This window comes from Phyllobacterium sp. NPDC097923 (genome assembly GCF_044760925.1).
Classification (GTDB): Bacteria; Pseudomonadota; Alphaproteobacteria; order Rhizobiales; family Rhizobiaceae; genus Phyllobacterium; species Phyllobacterium calauticae.
The window spans coordinates 240055-260394 of the sequence record NZ_JBIWBL010000002.1; the positions used below are offsets into that span (position 1 = coordinate 240055).

Below are 20340 nucleotides of genomic sequence, written 5' to 3' on the forward strand. Positions count from 1 at the left end.
CCGCTGTGCAGTCTCGCTGTCGTTTGGTGAAGATGGAGGTTCTTTTATCAGGTGAGGGGATGTTGGCAAGATCGGCGTTGGCTGCAGCGGACCTGCACGGGGAAATCAGCTGCGGATAGCCACGTAACCGCGCTCGCCATATCGCTCACGGGCCTCCTGCAACGTGCCTGTTTTCAGCGCGGAAATGAAATCCTGCATGTGAATGCGCCGCCAGCCGGCTGTAACCTCTTCCACGGCAAAACCTCGTTGTGCCAATGCATCTGCAATGTGCTTGTCGGTCGAAAGAACGACTTTCACGCCTGGATCAATCTCTGCAGGTGGAAACACGGTCGTTTGCCTGAATTGTGCATCAAAATTGGCGTGAAGCCGGATTTTCGCAGCGTCCAGCACGGGTCCGACGAAGAGGACTTGGTTCTCCGGGAGATGCAATGTGTTGATCCTGGCCGCGAGCGGCTTGCCGATATCAGGCACGAGAAGGGCCTTTGCAACGGGGGTAACGGCTAATGTGCTGGCCATGGCAAGCACGGCGGCGGAGGCCGCCAGACCATGCATTTTCAGGCGGGCGTTAACGACCCACAGCGTCGTCATGACGCCTGCGATCCCGGCTGCCAATCCTGCCACATATAGCAGCGGCAGCAATTGCATCCCCACTAGGAATACGCCGGCGATAGGGATGGCTGCAAACAGGATGATGATGCGCAAGACCTGCCGGACCAATTTTTCGAAGCGGGGATCTGTCACTTCCTGGAACCCGCAGGCAAGAAGCACGCAAAGCAGCGGTATAACGGGAATGACGTAACGGTGAGAGGGAAGGCTATTGAGGGAAAAAATAATCGAGACGGCAATGATCCAGCCGAGGAAAAAGGGGGCTATGCCGTTGAGTGAATCCCTCTCCAGTCTCAGTCCCGCTTTCCGCGCGCCATAGAAAAGCAACCCCAGCCAGACAAATGTCGGACCGATGAGGCCGGCGAAGCTGTGGATCAATCCCATGGCGATGATATCCGGATTGACATTGATCTTGTCTGAAATCTGGTCGGCAACGAAATCGGCCGAAAGCATGCTTGGTGTGTGCAGAGACTGATAGATGAACCAGATGCCGACGATGCCGAGGCACGCGGCGATTGTCAGGGGCTGCCACAGGCGACGGCTGCGCTGCCGCAGCGCCGGCACGGCCATGCAATAGATAAGGATGTAGCCGAGCATTGCCACGGGAAGGAGGCCCTTGGCCAGAATAGCCAATCCCGTACCCGCATAGGCAAGAATGCCATAGACGTGGTGATGGTCATCACGGAAGAGAAGGCCGACAAAGCCGAGCATGCCGATGAGCATGAACATGGTCAGAGGCATGTCAGGAATGGCGTTGACACAGGCGCGCAGGAAGACGGCATTTGTTGCCAGAAGCGAAGCTGCAAGCAATGCCGTCCGGTCATTGCGCGTGATAGTGCGGGCCAGGCAGAACGTGATCAGCAGCGTGGCCGCCCCGGCGATCAGCCACAGGAAGCGCGATCCGAGCACGGAGATCCCGAAGACTTTCATGCCAGCTGCGCTCATCCAGTATGTGAGCGGCGGCTTTTTCAGCCGGACATCGCCCTCGGCCGTATGCGGTGTCAGGTAATCGCCGGTGTGCAGCATGATGACAGCACCATTGGAGTAATGGCGTTCGTCGGGAAAGTGCGTGATGAGGTTGCTGGCAAGCGGGAGAAGGCTGACGATCAGGGCCAAGGCCAACATGAGCACAATGCGCCGGCTTGCAGCCGAATCCACCGCATCGTCCGAAATGCTCAGGCTTGGATTCTTCTGAAGCATCGTCTGATTGTCGCGCTTGTTGTTGTCCCCTCAGTTTTAATAACCCGAACGAACAGTAGCGCCAATAAAAATTTATGTCTTCAACAGGGACGTACTATGCGGTTTCAGCGGTTACTTGATTCTCTGTTTGGATGTGCCACGCCAATGCGCCGTCCATGACTCGCAAATCGTGGTCAGCACGCAGAAGACAATCACGGTTGAAAGAGATCCGAGGACGACGTCGGAGAGATAGTGCCGGCCAAAAGCAACGCGAAGGAAATCGGTGGTTATGATGATAGCAGCGATGGGCCACACGAGCTTTTTCCTTGTCTGATGGGGCCACAAGGGCAAAAGGCAGACAAGCCATGCTATCCCGGCAGCTTCCCCGGAAATAAAGGAGCAATTGTGCTGGCAGACGTGCGACCATTCAGCCGCCGCCACGAAGGGCTGCTCCCCGCCGAAAAGCCATGTGTTGGCGGGCCGTGGACGTCCGATGAACTCCTTCATGAATGCGTTGACCAACAGACCGGGGCCAATGGCCAGCGTAAGAAGCGATACGATTGATATGCGAATGCGCTCGTGATTCCAGCGGAGACCGGAGGCAACATCGCGCAGCGCGATGGTGACGACCACCGAAGCGGCCACGATGGGCAGGGCATAGAAGACACGCCGCAGCGTCTTGAAAAGCGGAACCGATGCAGCAGGAAAATCCCCGCAAATTTTTGCGGTCGCAGTGGCGATGCAGTCAGAACTCAGGAAGAAAAACGACGAAACGGCCTTGTCGATCTCAGGTGCGCGGTTAAACAGGATGGCCAGGGCCGCCCACACGAGGATAAGGCTGATCGCAAGAGCCGGCTGGCTCCAAACGCCGAAGCCATAGAGCGCTTTACCGCATGAAGCAGATGTTGTTCGGTAATAGACCATGCGGCTCTCAAAGGCTGAAAAACTTGCCTGTTCTGGCTTGCGATGATTGCAGTGTCATTACAGAGCATATTTTTCCAGTGACTGCAGAAAAGTATTTAATTAAGGCCGCGCAATGTCAGTATTTTGATGTCCTAAATGCAAATAGCGGCCATTGGGCCGCCATGAGTATGGAAAATCCGTGCCTCAGATAGGGCGTGAATGCCGCCTTAGCGGGTAGCTACTATGAAAAGCCGCGGGAAAGGCAGCAAAACCGTGCCGTCAGGCAGCGCCGGATAAGCTTCCGCAACCGCGTCCGTATACCGTTTGAGATAGGACGCCCGTTCGGTTTCATTGAGCGGGTCCAGATATGGCCGCAGGCCCGTTCCTTTGAACCATTCGACCACGGCTGCAGCTCCTCCGGCAAGCGGGTGGTGGTAAGTGGTTTGCCAGATATCAACCCTGGACGCGATCGGCCGCAGGATTCGGTAATACCACTCTGCGCTCTGCCGCGGTGACCTTTGCCCCGCCGATTCTGCCAGTTTGGCAGCCCATGGGCCGTCAGCGGCTATTTCCCGCATCAGACGGTGTGTGGGTTCATCAAGATTATTCGGAATCTGGATTGCGAGGCTGCCGTCTACGGCCAGTTTGCTGACAAGGGCCGGCAACAGGGCGGCGTGGTCCGGAAGCCATTGCAGCACCGCATTGGCAAGAATGACATCATAGGGTCCCTCTGCATCCCATCGTGCGATATCGGCAACGTCGAAGCGGATTTCAGGAAGCCGTTTGCGGGCTGCTTTGACCATATCCTCGGAGCTGTCCATTCCGGTTGCGACTGCCCTGGGAAAACGGGCAATGAGGACTTCTGTGGAATTGCCGGGGCCGCAACCAATATCAATCACGGATCTGGCGTATACGCCGGGTACCGCTGCCAGGAGATCGCGGACTGGACGTGTCCGCTCATCTTCAAATTTCACATATTGTTCGGCTGACCAGCTCACAACGGGTTTCCTTTTTGTTGCCCGCCGGATAGGCGGGGACGATAGGGGCAAGTCATGGTGCATCGCTTGGCCCCAAAGCGGTGCATTGGCAGAATAGGCTTTCTGCCTTATGATTTCCAATGCATGCTTTTTACAATTTCAATACTTTTAAGGTATGGTGATGATCGATCTGCGGCGTCTTCGCGCTTTTGTTGTCTTGGCAGAGGAAGGCCATGTGACGCGGGCTGCCGAGCGGTTGGGCATCCAGCAGCCGCCCTTGACGCGGCTCCTGCAGGGGCTGGAGACGGAACTGGGTGTACTCCTGATGCACCGCATGCCGCGCGGCGTTCGTCCCACCGAGGCCGGAAAAGTGCTGCTCGATGAAGCCAAGATCATTCTGGAGCGTGCCAATGGCGTTGCCGATATGGTTCACCGGGCGGCACGCGGCGAACAGGGCCGTCTGGCCATCGGCTTCACAAGCTCTGCTGCCCTGCATCCTTTCGTGCCGAAAGCGTTGCGGGCTTTTCATGAGAGCCTGCCGAAACTTTCCGTCGTGCTGGAAGAAGCCGGCACGGCAGAACTGGTGGACGCGCTCATGCATGAACGGCTCGACGCAGCCTTCATTCGCTCTCCCGTCGGACGGACGCCGGGCCTGCGGATCGATGCCGTGCTGGAGGAACCGATGCTCGTCGCGCTGCCGGTGGGGCATAGGCTGGCGCGGGATACTGCCTCGCGGCTGCTGCTGACAGAATTGGCCACCGAACCCTTCATTCTCTATCGCCGCACCGCGGGGCCGGGCCTTTATGACACCATTCTGACCGCATGCCGGGAGGCTGGGTTCAGTCCGGTTGTGGCGCAGGAGGCACCGCGCTTGACCGCAACACTGAGCCTGGTGGCTGCAGGATTCGGTATTTCCCTCGTGCCCGCATCGATGCGGCGCCTTGGCGGCGACGATATCGCCTATCGGGCGGTTGCGGGCAGTTCCAAACTGATGGCCCCGTTGCTTCTGGCCATGCGGCAGACGCATCCGGCGCCGGCGCTCGCGCAATTTCGCGGTCTCGTGCAGCGCATGACAGCAGAAATGCGCGCGGCGAATCTGGCTGATGCCGCGGCGGATCGGGGAAATCGCTAGGCCCCTCAGAATCGGGTGGCCAAAAGGACGGTTCCGCGTTAGCTTCCCCCAGTTTTTCGACGGAGCCTCCCATGACCTTCATTCCCGAATGGCCGATTATCCTGCAGTTCGCGATTGCAACCTTTGTTCTTTCGATCACCCCGGGTCCCGATATGACGCTTTTCGTGGGGCGGGCTCTTTCCGAGGGAAAGGCGGCCGGGTTTGCCTGTCTGTCCGGTGCCAATTGCGGGATTGTGGTGCATACAACAATGGTTGCACTGGGCCTTTCCGCGTTGATTATCGCATCGCCATCCGCATTCCTTGCGCTGAAAGTCGTTGGCGCGGGTTATCTCGTGTGGCTCGCCTTTCAGGCTATCCGCAAGGGATCAGCCTTTTCTCCGGAAAAGAAGAGCGGCCAGTCGCACACATTGTTCCAGAACTGGCTGACCGGGATAGGCATCAACTTGCTCAATCCTAAGATCATCCTGTTCTTCATGACTTTTCTGCCGCAGTTCGTGTCAGCGAGCGATCCGCATGCGCCGGGCAAGCTTTTCTTCCTCGGCCTGCTGTTCATCCCGCTGTCTTTGCCGGTGGTAACGCCGATGATTCTTGCGGCTGACCGGTTTGCGGGTCTTCTCAAGAAGAACCCGACGGTTACGCGGGTGACCGATTGGCTGTTTGCCGGGGTGTTTTCGGCCTTTGCGACAAAAATCCTGATGGCTCAGGCGAAGTAGGCGCCTCTATACGGTGGGGCCACCGGAGCGCGGGGGCATCACCAGCCCGGCGCTTCGCCCGGAAACAAGCCAGTAGACAAAGCCCCCGACAACGCCGGTGGCGAGGATGGCCGCGAATGTGTCGATGTCTTCGGTCTGTGGCCGCCACTTCCAGACGATGATGACAACGGCGGTCGCTGCGCCGCCAAGGGCGTAGAACAACAGGTCCCGCCACGCGGTCAGTTCAGCAAACAAGATGAGGATGCAGGCGGGAATGAAGACGCTGTAGCCAATCATCGTGGCAAAGATCGGAACCGTGGAATACAGGAATGGGCCTTCGCTTCCGATGGCTTCCGTGCTGCCGAGCCAGAGAAGGTTGAGAAACAACGATGCGGCGAAGGTCGCGCAAACGAAACCGAAAACGATCAGGGCAAAGCGGAAGATATAGAAGGCGATCTGGCTCAATCTTCACCGTGCCCGGCGATCATGGCAGCCTCAAATGCCAAACGCTCTGTCTTCTTCATTCGTTCCGATTCCGACTTCAGCTGACCGCATGCCGCCAGAATATCGCGGCCTCGTGGGGTGCGGATGGGTGAAGCATAACCGGCATTGTTGACGTAATCAGCGAATTTCTCGATCTGCTCCCATTCCGAGCACTGGTAATTGACGCCAGGCCAGGGGTTGAAAGGAATGAGATTGATCTTGGCGGGAATGCCTTTCAGCATGCGCACCAATTCCTTGGCATCAGCCAGCGAGTCGTTCACGCCCCTGAGCATCACATATTCGAAAGTAATGCGCTTGGAGTTGGACAGGCTTGGATAGGCCCGGCAGGCATCCAACAGTTCCTTGAGCGGATACTTCTTGTTGATCGGCACCAGCATATCGCGCAGGTCATCGTTCACCGCATGCAGGGAAATGGCAAGCATGACGCCGATTTCCTCACCGGTGCGGTAAATCTCCGGCACGACGCCCGATGTCGACAGCGTGATGCGCCGCTTCGACAGAGACAGGCCGTCACCGTCGGAGGCAATCAGCAGTGCCTTCTTGACGTTCTCGAAATTGTAGAGCGGTTCGCCCATGCCCATCATGACGATATTGGAGACCTTGCGGCCTTCGGCGGGAACAATGGCACCGTCCGGTGTGTTCCGGTCCGGAAAATCGCCGAGCCGGTCACGGGCAATCAGCAACTGCGAGAGAATTTCTTCCGCCGTCAGGTTGCGTACCAGTTTCTGTGTGCCCGTATGGCAGAAGGAGCATGTGAGCGTGCAGCCGACCTGGCTGGAAATGCACAGCGTGCCACGGCCTTCCTCGGGAATATAAACGGTTTCGATCTCGACCGGCCGGCCGGCACCGCGCGGCGGAAAGCGAAACAGCCATTTGCGCGTGCCGTCAGTGGAGATTTGTTCCTCGACGATTTCAGGCCGGGCAATGGTGAAATGCCGGTCGAGGAGCTCGCGCATATCGCGGGAAATGTTGAGCATATCGGCAAAATCCGACACACCGCGGACATAGAGCCAGTGCCAGAGCTGGGCGACGCGCATCTTGACCTGACGCTCGGCCACGCCGATTTCGGCCAAAGCCTCGCCCATCTCGGTGCGGGACAGGCCGATCAGTGTCGGCTTGCCATTCATGGCGGCAAGCATGGCATCACGGGATTTCTCCCGGGCGAAGGATTGTGTCTCAGGCAAAACGGACATTGGGTTTTCTAACGTTCTCTAGTGAAGCGCGGCTCATATCATGTTCTGGCCGTTCCGTCACCTCCACAAGCAAAAAGGCCGGACACATGCTGTCCGGCCTCTGCAAAAGGAGAAGATTGAGGCGGTTTACTTGCAGGTGGCGATGGCTTTGAGCGCCGCCGATACGCCCTTGAGCGAATAGGTGTAGCTGGTCTTTGTCCCGCGCTTGGAGACCGCGGCGATGGACATGGTATGGCCGGTACGCAGCGCCGCCACAAGCTGGGGTTCTTCCGCTGCGTTTTCCATCCAGCCATGGCTGCCATTGGTGAACATGGAGAAGCTGCGTGAATCGATGGTGACCGTCACCTTCGAATTGACCTGGAGGTCGTACCCGGCCTTGAATTGCGGTTCGAAGCTGACGTTCTGGCCGGGCTTCTGGCTGACCATGAAGAAATTGTCGCCGTGATCAATCTTTGCGGGCTGCTTGTCGACCGGTACGGACAGGACATAGCAAACCTTGCCCTTGCCCTGCTGGTAGCTATAGGCGCCCCATGCGTTGAACTGGCTGATCTGACTTGGGGTCTGGGCAAGAGCCGTCCCTGTCAGCCCAAGCATGAGCACAGAGGTCGCTGCGATTGATTTTCCAAACATGTTACCTACCAGTTTTTATCGTTCATTTCATAACTGACGAACCGGCAAGAGCCGCCAGGCCCCACTGTCCAGTTCGCTTTCTCTTAATTTGACTTAATCTGGGTTACCAAACGGTGAAGACGGGGTCAAAAAAGCGATTTTGTCAGCGAGAAGATCACGTTGTCCGTGCAAAATCCCACGGTTGCACTCCAGCGGAATAAAAGCGGCGACACTTTGACAATTCATCCCATCACGCGGATGTGATGCAAAAACGGCTGGTAACGGTTCCAGATTCTCCAGACTTGCCGCCCGATATCCTAGTTGTCCTTGTCCAGATCCTCGATTGCTTTCTTTGCCGCCTCACGATGCGCTGGTGTCACATGGTTGCGAATGGCATTCAGTGCAGCCATCAGCACCGCTGCGTCGTCGGTAAAGCCAAGGCCAACAATAAAATCGGGAATAATGTCGAACGGCATGACAAAGTAGGCAAGCGCAGCAAGAAGCGTACCGCGAACCCATGTCGGAGTTGCGGGATCCAAGGCACAGTAATACCCGGCAATCACCTCGTCGAGAAAGGGGATGGACTTGGCGGCCTTGCGTGCAGTTTTCCAGAACCGGGCGCGCACGGTTTCCTCGCGGGCACGCTGTTCATACGTGCTGCCCGGCTGCAGAATTTCACCAATCTTGACGTTATCCATTCCTCTTCCTTCAGGTCTGTTCAGGAGACAACATGGGAAGACACGCCTGTTGCTGCAAGAGTTTCGTCGATATTATCGTCAAAGGGCGGCGAAACGGTCCATCGCCCGGGCCATTGTAATATCAAGTTCGGTGATGCCATCGGCGTCGTGGGTGGCAAGAGTGACGTCAACGCGATTGTAGACGTTGAACCATTCGGGATGATGGTCCATCTTTTCGGCAATGAGAGCGACACGGGCCATAAAGCCGAATGCCGCGTTGAAATCCTTGAATTTGAATGATTTGCTGATTGCCTCGCGGTCACCGGTCCTGGACCAGCCGGTCAGTTCCTGCAATGCCTTGTCGAGTTCGCTGAGATTTAACCGGTTGCGCGCCATGCTGTGTTTCCTCATATACGGTCATTGCTTTGCTTCCAACTATAGTGCAACGGCCCATGAAAACCCATCCACTTCGCTCTGTCCTTTTTGTTTGTCTGGGCAATATCTGCCGGTCGCCGCTGGCGGAAGGTGTGTTCCGGTCCGTACTTGCAGAAGAAGGAAAAGACCGGGGCATCCATATCGATTCCGCCGGAACCAATGGCTATCACACGGGCGAGGCGCCCGATGAGCGTTCCATCCTGGCGGCCAGGCAACACGGGATCGATATCTCAGACCAGCGTTGCCGGCAGCTAAAGGCCGAGGATTTCGTGAGTTTTGATCTGATCCTTGGCATGGACCGCGCCAACGTCGCAGCCATCCAAGCCCGGCAGCCCGCCAATGCGACCGCCGAGACCGGGCTCTTCAGTGAAATCGCACTTGGCGAAGCCAGTCAGATACCCGATCCCTACTACGGCACCCAGGCTGATTTCGAACGGGTTTATCGGATGGTTCTCAAGGCCTCCAAAGGCCTCTCGAAGCGTTTCTGATAGGTGCGTGCCGATTCCAGCGGCCATGCTTCCTCGACGATATAGGGGCCGCCGCCGACGGAATCGCGTGATGACATCAGGACAAAGCGCCCGATGGTGAAGGGCATGGTGGAAAAGTTGCCGCGCGAGGCGAGATAGTGCGCCACTTCTTCGTTGCGGGCATTGCGCAAGCGCGCCAGCGTGACATGCGGCGTGAATTTCCGCGGATCGGCCGGCAGCATCAACCGCTGGCAAATGCGCTCGATTTCCGCATGCAACGCCTGAATATCGGGGGAGGGCGAAACGGCGGCAAATACGCTGTGGGGTTTCTTGGACCCGAATGCGTTGACGCCCGAAAGCTGCAGGGTGAATTCCGGCCGCCTTATCCGATCAAGCGCGTTGGCGACCTCGTCGGCCACGTGGCCTTCGACATCACCGATGAAGCGCAGCGTGATGTGATAGTTTTCAACATCGATCCATCGGGCGCCTGGTAAACCACCGCGCAGGAGCGACAGTGAGAGAGCGGCGTCCCTCGGGATCTCGAGGGCAGTAAAGAGACGCGGCATAAGGCATCCTCCCCGAATCGAGTTGTAACCTCAGGGAATCATTGAATGAGTCCAAGAGCAAGGCACAATTTCACATTCTTTTGCGCCGCGACAAATAAGACACGCAAGATGTGGTGTGAAGATGACAACAATGTGGATAGCTTGCCCTTGAGGTTAAGGGCATCGGGATGATCAAATAGGCCCTGGGCCTGTCTTGCCCAAGGGCTCTACAGAGAAAGCCTCACTGCTCGGTGTCGGATGTATCCGAGGTAACCGTTGGCTGTTTGATGGTCTTCTGCATGATGGGAAGGAACCCCTTCACCATGACCGCAACGCCTTGGGTGGTCGGGTGCATTCCATCTGCCTGCAGCAGCGAGGCCTGTGTCGCAATACCCTCCATGAAGAACGGATAAAGCGGAACATCGTATTTCTTGGCGAGATCAGGGAAGATCGCGTTGAATTTCTCTTCGTAGTCGCCGCCCATGTTCGGCGGAGCAAGCATCCCGGCGAGTATCACCTGAATTTTGCGCTTCTGCAGCTTCTCGATCATCTCGGCCAGATTCTTTTCGCTGATCTCCGGCGAGATGCCGCGCAAGGCGTCATTGGCACCCAGCTCGAGGATGACGAGATCGGTGCCATCCGGGACGGACCAATCAAGGCGTGCAAGGCCACCGGTTGTGGTATCTCCGGCGACACCGGCATTGGCGATCGAAATCTCGACGCCCTTGTCTTTCAAGGACTTTTCCAGCTGCGCGGTGAAGGAATCCTGCACGGGAAGTTCGAAGCCGGACATCAGGCTGTCGCCGAACCCGACAACGGAGAGAGCGTGGCCGGACACGGGATTTTGATTGGCCAAGGTCAGAGAGGGCAGGGCAACAAGGCCGAGCGACACAACGATCTTTATCAATGGTTTGAATATCATGTTCGGGTACCCATATCTGACCGGATGCGACTTAAGTCAGTGTCGACCATAGCGTAAAGGATCTGCATTCGTGACTAAATCTGTCATCACACTCGATCACATTGAGTTGACTCTTGGGACGGGTGCTTCCTCGGTGCATGTGCTCAAGGGCATATCCCTTGCCATCGTCGGCGGGCAATCGGTGGGCATCGTCGGGCCTTCGGGCTCAGGAAAGTCGACCTTGCTGATGGTGCTGGCCGGACTTGAGCGGATCGATTCCGGCTCCGTCGAGATTGCCGGGCAAAAGCTGGAGACGATGAGCGAGGATGCAACGGCAGCCTTTCGCGGCAAGAACATAGGGATCGTTTTTCAGTCCTTCCACCTCATTCCCAACATGACTGCGCTGGAAAATGTTGCTGTTCCGCTGGAGTTGGCGGGGCATCCCGACGCTTTTGAGATCGCTCGGCGTGAGCTGGCCGCGGTCGGCCTGGCGGACCGGGTCACCCACTATCCCGGCGAACTGTCCGGCGGTGAACAGCAGCGCGTGGCCATCGCCCGTGCCCTTGCGCCTTCACCGAAAATCCTTATCGCCGATGAGCCAACCGGTAATCTTGATACGACGACTGGCCGGCAGATCGCCGATCTGCTCTTCCAGAAGCAGAAGGATCTCGGTCTCACCCTGGTGCTTGTGACCCATGATCCGGCGCTTTCGGCCCGCTGCGATCGCGAGATCAAAGTCCGTTCAGGGCTGATCGAGGCGGATGCAGATGCCCCGCAACTGAAGAAAACCGCATGAGTGTCAACGGTTCTACTGCATCGCCGTCGCTCAAGCTGGCCCTGCGTTTCGCATTGCGCGAAATGCGCAATGGTCTATCGGGATTCTATATTTTTCTTGCCTGCATTGCGCTGGGCGTAGCTGCAATTGGCGGCGTCAATTCGGTGGCCAATTCGGTCACGTCGGGCATTTCCACGCAAGGGCAGGGCATACTTGGCGGAGATATCCGCTTTCAGCTCAATCAGCGCGAGGTCAATGCGGAAGAACGTGCCTTTGTTGAAAGCAAGGGCCGTGTCGCGGTCGCTGCCAACATGCGTTCCATGGCCCGGCTGGCCGATGGTTCCGATCAGTCTCTGGTGGAGGTGAAAGCCGTCGACAATGCCTATCCGCTTTACGGATCGCTGGATACCGCGCCGAAGCTGGATAAAGGTGCTCTCTTTGCCGAAAAGGATGGTGCATTTGGCGCTGCCGTTGCCCAGATTTTTCTCGACCGGCTCAATCTGAAGCTCGGTGACCGGGTCTTGCTTGGCTCCGCCACATTCGAATTGCGGGCGGTAATCGACAACGAGCCGGATGTATTGTCGGACGGTTTTGGGTTTGCACCGCGTTTTCTTGTCTCGCTTGAGGGGTTGCGCGCCGCGGGCCTGGTTCAACCGGGCAGTCTGGTCGAACACAGCTACAAGATTGCCCTGCCGGCAGGTGCCGGCGAGGCAGACATTGCAAGCATTCGCAATGAAGCGCAGGAAAAATTCCCACAGGCCGGCTGGACCATCCGCAGCCGCTCCAATGCCGCTCCGTCGCTGAGTGCCAATGTCGAGCGGTTCTCGCAGTTTCTGACATTGGTCGGGTTGACGGCACTGATCGTTGGCGGTGTCGGCGTGGCCAATGCGGTCCGGGCTTATCTCGACGCAAAACGCGGTGTCATTGCCACGTTCAAGTCGCTGGGTGCGCCGGGCTGGTTTGTTATCGCCGTTTATCTCATTCAGATCGTGCTGATTGCCCTGCTCGGTATCGCTGCCGGCTTGATCCTGGCTGCAATCATTCCCTATGTCGCAGGGTACGCCCTGCAGAGCGTGCTGCCCATTGCGGCCAAGGGCGGCTTTTATCCGGGTGCACTGGCCTGGGCCGCACTGTTCGGCCTGTTGACCACATTGGCGTTTGCCATCCTGCCCCTGGGCCGGGCACGCGATATTCCGGCGACGGCCTTGTTCCGCGAACAGGGTTTCGATCAGCGTGGTTGGCCAAAACCTGTCTATATCGCGGTGGCGGCTGTTCTTGTCGCCACGCTTTGCGTCCTGGCGGTGGTGTTCGCCTATGACCGGCGTATTGCCGTCACATTCATCGGAGCGGTCGCTTTTTCGTTCCTTGTGCTACGCGCTGTCTCCAGTCTCGTGCAGTGGCTGGCGCGCCGTGCGCCGCGGGTTCGCTCCACGGCGCTTCGCCTTGCCATCGGCAATATTCATCGGCCCGGCGCGTTGACGCCGTCGGTCGTCCTGTCGCTCGGATTGGGGCTGACACTGCTGGTGACGCTGGCGCTGATCGATGGCAGCTTGCGCCAGCAGCTCGCCGGCAACCTGCCGGAACGGGCACCGAACTTTTTCTTTGTCGATATCCAGAGCACGCAGGTCGACCAGTTCACCAGCCTTCTGCAGAAGGCTGCGCCGCAGGGCAAGATTGTCAGCGCGCCAATGCTGCGCGGCCGCATCGTTGCGTTCAACGGCACGGATGTCGGCAAGCTGACCATACCGCCGGAAGGGGCATGGGTGTTGCGTGGGGATCGCGGTATTACCTACGCCAAGAAAATACCGGAAAACTCGGTGCTGACGGCGGGTGCCTGGTGGCCGGAGGGTTACACCGGCGAGCCGCTCGTGTCCTTCTCGGCCGAGGAGGCGCGTAACCTTGGCCTCAAGCTTGGCGATACGGTCACCGTCAATGCGCTCGGCCGCAATATCACGGCGCGCATTGCCAATTTCCGGCAAGTGGAGTGGGAATCGCTTGCGATCAATTTCGTCATGGTGTTCTCGCCCAATGCTTTTGCCGGTGCCCCGCATGCCTGGCTTGCCACGCTCACCGATCCCTCTGCGACAACACAGGAAGAGGCCACGGTCATGCGTGATGTGACCCGGGCTTTTCCTGCCGTCACGTCCGTGCGGGTGAAGGATGCCATTAGCATTGCCAATGAGCTGGTCGGACAGCTTGCGGTTGCAATTCGCGCCGCGGCGTCGGTGGCTCTGATCGCCTCCATCCTTGTGCTCGGCGGTGCGCTTGCGGCCGGCAACCGCGCCCGCGTGCATGATGCGGTGGTGCTGAAAACCCTTGGCGCCACGCGGCGCACTCTGATCAAGGCGTTCAGCTACGAATATGTCATCCTGGGGCTGGCGACAGCGACTTTCGCGCTCCTGGCGGGCGGATTGGCGGCCTGGTATGTGGTTGTGCGGGTGATGAAGCTGCCTGCATCATTCCAGCCGGAAGTGGCGGTTTCCACGCTGGTCCTGGCGCTGGTTCTCACCGTCGGATTTGGCCTTGCGGGAACCTGGAGAATCCTTGGTCAAAAGGCGGCTCCGATCCTGCGAAACCTCTGAAATCGTTAAAAAAGCGTAATATGCGAGCGTTTTGCCCGCATTTGCCCGCCAAACACGCGATCTTGAGTAAAACAGGTCTTGTTATCGCCCTGCTGAATCCCCATAATTCACCGCAAGGCATGCTGGGGTCCCGCCAGCGGCGCCTGGGAATAACCCCCGACACCCGACGGGACGAAGCAATGAGGAAAACCATGGCTGACTATCGCAACATCCAGGCCCGTACATCGGCCGGAGTGCGTGTGGACGCGGGGATCGATCAAGGTCTACGCAGCTACATGCTGAAGGTCTACAATCTGATGGGGATCGGTCTCGCAGTGACCGGTCTTGCCGCGCTTGCAATTGTTTATCTCGCAACCACCAATGATGCATCGCTCGCGGTCGCTCAATTGCCGAATGGCAAGATGCTGACCAGCCTTGGCGTGGCGCTTTACGGCTCGCCCCTGCGTTGGGTTGTTATGCTCGCACCGCTCGCCGCAGTGTTCTTTTTGAGCTTCCGCATTGAGAAAATGAGCGTTTCGGCGGCCCAGACAACCTTCTGGGTTTATGCAGCGCTCGTCGGTGTTTCTCTGTCGTCGATCTTCCTTGTCTATACGTCGGGAAGCATCGTGCAGACATTCTTCATCACCGCCGCATCCTTTGGTGCGCTGTCACTCTACGGCTACACGACGAAGCGCGATCTCTCCGGAATGGGTTCGTTCCTGTTCATGGGTCTGATCGGCATTCTCCTTGCCGGTTTGGTCAACATCTTCCTGCAGTCCAGTGCTTTGCAGTTTGCAATCTCTGCGATCGGCGTTCTGGTCTTTGCAGGTCTGACGGCCTATGACACCCAGAGCATCAAGGAAATGTACTATGAAGGCGACAGCTCGGACACCTATGGCCGCAAGGCGATCATGGGTGCGTTGCGCCTCTATCTCGACTTCATCAACATGTTCATGTTCCTGTTGCAGTTCCTCGGCAACCGCAACTGATCCTGGACGTTATGAACGAGTGAAAAAGGGCAGCGGAAACGCTGCCCTTTTTCTTGGTGGCATTGCATTCATCCGGTATTTTTGCGATCGATTGCGGTCATGACCAGCATTCATATCCGCCCGGCACAGCCCGCTGACCTGCCCGCTATCACCGCAATCTATCGCGATGCGGTTCTGCATGGTACGGCCACCTACGAGATCGAGCCGCCCGCGCTGGCGGAGATGACCAAGCGGTTCCATACGATCACCAGTGATGGTTTCCCCTACAGCGTGGCAGAGATGGACGGCATCGTGAGCGGCTACGCCTATGCCAGTTATTTCCGTACCCGCCCGGCCTATTGGTGGAGTGTCGAGGATTCGATCTACATTGCGCCGCAAGCCAAGGGCAAAGGCATGGGCAAAGCCCTGCTTCAACGCTTGATCGTCGATTGCGCAGCGCTTGGATTTCGCCAGTTCATCGCTGTTATCGGCGATGGTCACGCTGCGTCAGCGTCGGTGCGCCTGCATGCCAGTTGCGGTTTCAGGCATTGCGGCACCATTGAAGGATCGGGTTTCAAGCATGGCCGCTGGCTGGATACGGTCCTCATGCAGCTTGACATGAATGGCGGGACCACGACCCTTCCGGGGCCGGCCCCCTTGAGAGGCTGAGCAGCTTTAGCTCCGCACAACCTGCAGCGATTTGTCGAAGATCCTGAGTACCCTGTCGAGTTCCGTGCCGCGCTTGAGAATAAGACCGCTCGCGGCAATCACGCTATAGGCGCCTTGCTTGCGGGCCAGCCGCGGATTTTTCTCGATCCGGAACATCGGCACTTCACTGGTCCGGCGAAACACTGAAAACACAGCCCGGTCATTCAGATGATCAATGGCATAATCGCGCCATTCGCCTGCTGAAACCATGAAGCCGTATATTCTGAGGATTTGATCAAGTTCCCGCCGATTGAATGTAACGGGGAGATCACGTGCGCCGGAGAGTGAAATGAGTTTCGCCTGCTGTTGCGATTCGTCGCCACCTGCATTGCTGTCCATCAATCAATCCGCCCTTAGATTTGCCGTATGACAACTGGATGACAGAAGGGTGACTTGTTCCGCCCGCATTTACAAGCCTGTAAGTGTCAGGGCACGCGCAATTGAACGCAAAAATGTCGCTGCTGCTGTGCCTTTCACAAAGGAATACGCCCTGTTTCCATTGGTGATGTCTGGCCACAGTTTCGCCATGTTACACTCGCATTGCCGCCGGATTTCAGACCCACCTTCAGTCCGTTGTCTGAGACGGTTCGGTCTTGAGCGGCCCGATACCCCAAGCCCCCCGCCCAGACGGGCTGTTCTGGCCGAACCATTCAGTCTCTCAATGGCAACAAGCCCCAAGACTTCAGGCTGGTTTTACCAGCCTTTTTTCTTGTCTGCAGAAATGCTCTTTAAAATCAGGGCTTTGTCATGATCGAGGCGCCAATGATAGGCCCCGGTTTGCCTTCACCAAGCATTTCCTGCAACAGGACAGCGCAGCCGGAAGCCTTCTTGCTGGCAATCTCGGTCAGCGGAATTTCGATCTTCTGCGATTTGCCATCCCACATGCCAACCGTTTCCATTGCGCGGACGCTGTTGGCGTAGCTGACATTGCGCCCGCCGTTCTCGCCATCGGGTATGGAAACAATGGTTTCCTTGTTGAAATAGGCAAGAAGAACGCGCACAGGATTTTTTGCGGCGGCCCCCTCACCAATATTGATGACCAGGCGATCCGGAGAGGTCTTTTCGATCGATACGGGAATTGTCAGGCCAGAATCACCATTGCGCATCTCATCGATTCGGCGCCGGATTTTAGCGCCGTCCTGACCATTTACATGCTCGCGGCCATTGAGGATTGCCTGCGGTGTGTAAACACCTGTCAGTCCAAGTGCCTTGCGATAGGCATTCTGCCGCGCGGTATTTTCGGGCAGCGCAAGATTGTCCACCCACCCGCGATAATCCCAATAGTCAACATGGAAGGCGAGTGCGACGACTTTCCCTTCCGCGGCCAGCTGCTTGAGGACGGCGTCGGCAGGTGGGCATGAGCCGCAGCCCTGCGAGGTATAAAGCTCAACCACGCCATCCGGTTTCGTGCCGATGCTCCCGGCATAAACCGGCCACGTGAACCCCGCCGCTGCAAGGAGCGGGCAGGCGATCAGAATGGCTTTGAGCAGGGTGCGCAGGGTCAAGGGTACGAGCTTTCTTCCCGAATTTTTCTTTGATCTTGTATGAGAGCGATTGCCAGACAATTGATAGGGATGCGTTTTATCAAGAGGAAGTCACTTTGAGGTGAATTCGATCACGTTTACAGGCAAAACCATATAATTATTGGCGAAATCGCGAAAAAAAGACCGCCGGTTGCCCGGCGGTCTCCGATTTCAGAGCTTTTCGCCGCTTTAAGCGGCGAGATCGCGCAGCACGTACTGCAGGATGCCGCCGTTCTTGAGGTACTCCAGCTCATCGATTGTATCGATACGGCAGATCAGCGGTACCTGCTTGACCGTGCCATCGGCGAACGTCACCGTGGCATGGGTCTTCTGGCGCGGCTGGATCGTGGCAAGACCTTCGATGGAAACTGTCTCATCGCCCTTCAGGCCAAGCGACTGCCAGCTCGTACCCTCTTCCAGCACGAAGGGGACGATGCCCATTCCGACGAGATTCGAACGATGGATGCGCTCGAAGGACTGGGAAATCACAGCGCGAACGCCGAGAAGGTTCGTGCCCTTGGCCGCCCAGTCACGTGATGAACCATTGCCGTATTCGATACCGGCAAAGATGACCAGCGGGACATTCTCGCTGCGGTACTGCATGGCGGCATCATAGATCGGCATTTCCTCTTTCGAGGGGTAATGGATCGTGTAACCGCCTTCGCGGCCATTTTCGCCAAGCATGTGGTTGCGGATGCGGATGTTGGCGAAGGTGCCACGCATCATCACTTCATGGTTGCCGCGACGCGTGCCGTACTGGTTGAAGTCCAGGGGTGCCACACCATGATCGGTCAGGTACTTGCCGGCAGGCGAGGCTGCCTTGATCGAGCCGGCCGGAGAGATGTGGTCGGTGGTGATCTTGTCGCCGAAGAGACCAAGGATACGTGCACCCTTGATATCGTTGACGATGCCGGGTGTCTTGCCCATGCCGACAAAGTAGGGCGGGTTCTGCACATAGGTCGAGTTGTCGTCCCATGCGTAGGTCTGGCCAGCCGGCACCTTGACGTCCTGCCAGTTCTGGTCACCCTTGAACACATCCGCATATTTGGATGCGAACAGCTTGCGGGTGACGTTCTTGGTGATGAACTCCTGGATCTCATGCGAAGACGGCCAGATATCCTTGAGGAACACCGGATTGCCGTCCTGATCTTCACCAAGCGGCTCCGTTGTCAGGTCCTTGGTGACCGAACCGGCCAGGGCATAGGCAACAACCAGCGGCGGAGAAGCCAGGTAGTTCGCCTGGACGTCCGGTGAAACGCGGCCTTCGAAGTTGCGGTTGCCGGAAAGCACGGCTGCAGCAATCAGACCCTTGTCATTGATGGTCTTGGAGATCGGTGCAGGCAGCGGGCCGGAATTGCCGATGCAGGTGGTGCAGCCGAAACCGACCAGATTGAAGCCGAGCTTGTCGAGCTCAACCTGCAGGCCGGCATTTTCAAGATAGGCGGCAACAACCTGCGAGCCGGGCGCCAGCGACGTCTTCACCCAGGGCTTGGACTTCAAACCCTTGGCAGCTGCATTGCGGGCGAGAAGGCCGGCTGCAATCAGCACGCTCGGGTTCGAGGTGTTGGTGCAGGAGGTGATCGCCGCAATGGCAACATCGCCATGCCCGAGATCATAGTCTTCGCCTTCAACCGGATAACGGGCATCAAGCTGCGTGGTCTTCTTGTATTCCTTCTGCAGCGATTCGTGGAAACCGGAGGCGATGCCCTCGAGGGCGATACGGCCTTCCGGACGCTTCGGGCCTGCCATGGACGGAACGACGGTGCCGAGATCGAGTTCCAGCGTGTCGGTGAAAACAGGATCGGCCGAGCCGGGTTCGCGCCACATGCCCTGCGCCTTCGAATAGGCTTCGACCAGTGCCAGACGCTCTTCGTCGCGGCCGGACATATGCATGTAGTTGATGGTTTCGCGATCAATCGGGAAGAAGCCGCAGGTGGCGCCATATTCCGGACCCATATTGCCGATGGTTGCTCGATCAGCCAGCGTCATGCTCTCGAGGCCAGGGCCGAAGAACTCGACGAACTTGCCGACGACGCCCTTCTTGCGCAGCATCTGAACCACGGTAAGCACGAGATCGGTCGCCGTTACGCCTTCCTTGACCTTGCCGGTCAGGCGGAAGCCGATGACCTCAGGCAAAAGCATGGAAACCGGCTGGCCCAACATGGACGCTTCCGCTTCGATGCCGCCAACGCCCCAGCCCAAAACGCCAAGGCCGTTGACCATGGTCGTGTGCGAATCAGTGCCAACGCAGGTATCGGGATAGGCGACGGTGACGCCGTCTTCTTCCTTGGTCCAGACTGCCTGGGCCAGATATTCAAGGTTGACCTGATGGCAGATGCCCGTGCCCGGAGGAACGACGCGGAAATTCTTGAACGCCTGCTGGCCCCACTTCAAGAAGCGGTAACGTTCGCCATTGCGCTCATATTCGAGATCGACATTGCGCTTGAAAGCCTGCGGATTGCCGAACTCGTCAACGATCACCGAGTGATCGATAACCAGATCAACCGGGACGAGCGGATTGATCTTTTCCGGGTCGCCGCCAAGGTTGACCATGGCATCGCGCATTGCTGCAAGGTCCACGACCGCAGGAACGCCAGTAAAGTCCTGCATGAGGACACGGGCCGGGCGATAGGCAATTTCAGCGCCGGCACTGCCGCGATCGACAAGCCATTTGGCGACGTTTTCGATGTCCTTCTTGAAAACCGAGCGATTGTCTTCAAAGCGAAGCAGGTTTTCGAGGAGGACTTTCATGGAGAAGGGGAGCTTGGAAATGCCTTCCAGGCCGTTTTTCTCAGCTTCGGTCAAGCTGTAATAGACATATTCCTTATCCCCTACGGATAGGGTTTTACGGCATTTGAAACTGTCGATTTGAGACATGTTGCGTCGTCCTTATGCTACTGGCCTCACCCGGGACGAACGCCTTTGCCGCGTTTCAAGGACGCGCTAAGGTGCGGGTGCAGTCATTTCCGCTGTCCGTCCCGCTAC

General features: G+C 57.6%; 20 protein-coding genes. 7 read left to right on the top strand and 13 right to left on the bottom strand.

The window, feature by feature from the left end; translation table 11 throughout:
* Window positions 1-105 precede the first annotated feature (105 nt).
* The 3 genes from ACIQWS_RS13510 to tam all read right to left on the bottom strand — a co-directional run bounded on the left by ACIQWS_RS13510 (window position 106) and on the right by tam (window position 3749).
* Complete coding sequence (locus tag ACIQWS_RS13510) at window positions 106-1806, bottom strand: ArnT family glycosyltransferase (protein WP_403179910.1); 1701 nt, start codon at window positions 1804-1806, stop codon at window positions 106-108.
* A 111-nt stretch (window positions 1807-1917) separates the two neighbouring features.
* The gene (locus tag ACIQWS_RS13515) at window positions 1918-2709 is read right to left on the bottom strand and encodes a phosphatase PAP2 family protein (protein ID WP_403179916.1); all 792 of its coding nucleotides are present in this window, start codon (window positions 2707-2709) and stop codon (window positions 1918-1920) included.
* Between the two features lie 206 nt (window positions 2710-2915).
* A complete protein-coding gene (gene tam, locus ACIQWS_RS13520) occupies window positions 2916-3749 on the bottom strand; it encodes a trans-aconitate 2-methyltransferase (RefSeq protein WP_403179921.1) in 834 nt (277 codons plus the stop codon).
* Between the two features lie 97 nt (window positions 3750-3846).
* On the opposite strand from tam, the gene ACIQWS_RS13525 reads away from it, so the two are divergent.
* On the top strand, window positions 3847-4797 hold the full coding sequence (locus ACIQWS_RS13525; RefSeq protein ID WP_403179923.1) for a LysR family transcriptional regulator: 951 nt from the start codon (window positions 3847-3849) through the stop codon (window positions 4795-4797).
* 71 nt (window positions 4798-4868) lie between these two features.
* A complete protein-coding gene (locus tag ACIQWS_RS13530) occupies window positions 4869-5510 on the top strand; it encodes a LysE family translocator (protein ID WP_346306687.1) in 642 nt (213 codons plus the stop codon).
* A gap of 6 nt (window positions 5511-5516) precedes the next feature.
* Here the strand turns inward: ACIQWS_RS13530 and ACIQWS_RS13535 are convergent, their stop codons facing one another.
* The 5 genes from ACIQWS_RS13535 to ACIQWS_RS13555 form a co-directional block, all read right to left on the bottom strand.
* A complete protein-coding gene (locus ACIQWS_RS13535) occupies window positions 5517-5954 on the bottom strand; it encodes a hypothetical protein (protein ID WP_403179928.1) in 438 nt (145 codons plus the stop codon).
* Entirely contained in the window at window positions 5951-7132 is a 1182-nt protein-coding gene (gene rlmN / locus ACIQWS_RS13540) for a 23S rRNA (adenine(2503)-C(2))-methyltransferase RlmN (protein WP_403181001.1), read from the bottom strand. The genes ACIQWS_RS13535 and rlmN overlap by 4 nt, the downstream gene beginning before the upstream one ends.
* A 180-nt stretch (window positions 7133-7312) precedes the next feature.
* Entirely contained in the window at window positions 7313-7816 is a 504-nt protein-coding gene (locus tag ACIQWS_RS13545) for an invasion associated locus B family protein (RefSeq protein ID WP_223613917.1), read from the bottom strand.
* Between the two features lie 296 nt (window positions 7817-8112).
* A complete protein-coding gene (locus tag ACIQWS_RS13550; protein WP_346306686.1) occupies window positions 8113-8493 on the bottom strand; it encodes a YkvA family protein in 381 nt (126 codons plus the stop codon).
* A gap of 78 nt (window positions 8494-8571) precedes the next feature.
* A complete protein-coding gene (locus ACIQWS_RS13555; RefSeq protein ID WP_346306685.1) occupies window positions 8572-8868 on the bottom strand; it encodes a 4a-hydroxytetrahydrobiopterin dehydratase in 297 nt (98 codons plus the stop codon).
* Between the two features lie 56 nt (window positions 8869-8924).
* On the opposite strand from ACIQWS_RS13555, the gene ACIQWS_RS13560 reads away from it, so the two are divergent.
* The gene (locus tag ACIQWS_RS13560; RefSeq protein WP_403179935.1) at window positions 8925-9395 is read left to right on the top strand and encodes a low molecular weight protein-tyrosine-phosphatase; all 471 of its coding nucleotides are present in this window, start codon (window positions 8925-8927) and stop codon (window positions 9393-9395) included.
* Here the strand turns inward: ACIQWS_RS13560 and thpR are convergent.
* Both thpR and ACIQWS_RS13570 read right to left on the bottom strand, forming a co-directional pair.
* The gene (thpR, locus tag ACIQWS_RS13565) at window positions 9347-9940 is read right to left on the bottom strand and encodes an RNA 2',3'-cyclic phosphodiesterase (protein ID WP_105734179.1); all 594 of its coding nucleotides are present in this window, start codon (window positions 9938-9940) and stop codon (window positions 9347-9349) included. The two genes, ACIQWS_RS13560 and thpR, sit on opposite strands and share 49 nt — an antisense overlap.
* A gap of 220 nt (window positions 9941-10160) precedes the next feature.
* The gene (locus tag ACIQWS_RS13570; protein ID WP_288191924.1) at window positions 10161-10841 is read right to left on the bottom strand and encodes an arylesterase; all 681 of its coding nucleotides are present in this window, start codon (window positions 10839-10841) and stop codon (window positions 10161-10163) included.
* 70 nt (window positions 10842-10911) lie between these two features.
* Here ACIQWS_RS13570 and ACIQWS_RS13575 point away from each other — a divergent pair, with 70 nt between their 5' ends.
* From ACIQWS_RS13575 to ACIQWS_RS13590, 4 genes are all read left to right on the top strand, one after another.
* Window positions 10912-11616: an ABC transporter ATP-binding protein gene (locus ACIQWS_RS13575; protein ID WP_403179944.1), complete on the top strand. Its 705-nt coding sequence runs from the start codon at window positions 10912-10914 to the stop codon at window positions 11614-11616.
* The gene (locus tag ACIQWS_RS13580) at window positions 11613-14177 is read left to right on the top strand and encodes an ABC transporter permease (RefSeq protein ID WP_403179947.1); all 2565 of its coding nucleotides are present in this window, start codon (window positions 11613-11615) and stop codon (window positions 14175-14177) included. Before ACIQWS_RS13575 ends, ACIQWS_RS13580 begins: the two co-directional genes overlap by 4 nt.
* A 191-nt stretch (window positions 14178-14368) precedes the next feature.
* Window positions 14369-15145, top strand: a complete 777-nt coding sequence (locus ACIQWS_RS13585; RefSeq protein ID WP_403179952.1) for a Bax inhibitor-1/YccA family protein — start codon at window positions 14369-14371, stop codon at window positions 15143-15145.
* Between the two features lie 99 nt (window positions 15146-15244).
* On the top strand, window positions 15245-15793 hold the full coding sequence (locus ACIQWS_RS13590) for a GNAT family N-acetyltransferase (RefSeq protein WP_403179957.1): 549 nt from the start codon (window positions 15245-15247) through the stop codon (window positions 15791-15793).
* Window positions 15794-15799: 6 nt separating this feature from the next.
* Here the strand turns inward: ACIQWS_RS13590 and ACIQWS_RS13595 are convergent, their stop codons facing one another.
* From ACIQWS_RS13595 to acnA, 3 genes are all read right to left on the bottom strand, one after another.
* Entirely contained in the window at window positions 15800-16171 is a 372-nt protein-coding gene (locus tag ACIQWS_RS13595; RefSeq protein WP_346307062.1) for a DUF2794 domain-containing protein, read from the bottom strand.
* 395 nt (window positions 16172-16566) lie between these two features.
* Window positions 16567-17337, bottom strand: coding sequence for a DUF1223 domain-containing protein (locus ACIQWS_RS13600; protein WP_403179960.1), 771 nt, complete (start codon window positions 17335-17337; stop codon window positions 16567-16569).
* A gap of 207 nt (window positions 17338-17544) precedes the next feature.
* Complete coding sequence (acnA, locus tag ACIQWS_RS13605; protein WP_403179963.1) at window positions 17545-20232, bottom strand: aconitate hydratase AcnA; 2688 nt, start codon at window positions 20230-20232, stop codon at window positions 17545-17547.
* Window positions 20233-20340 lie beyond the last annotated feature (108 nt).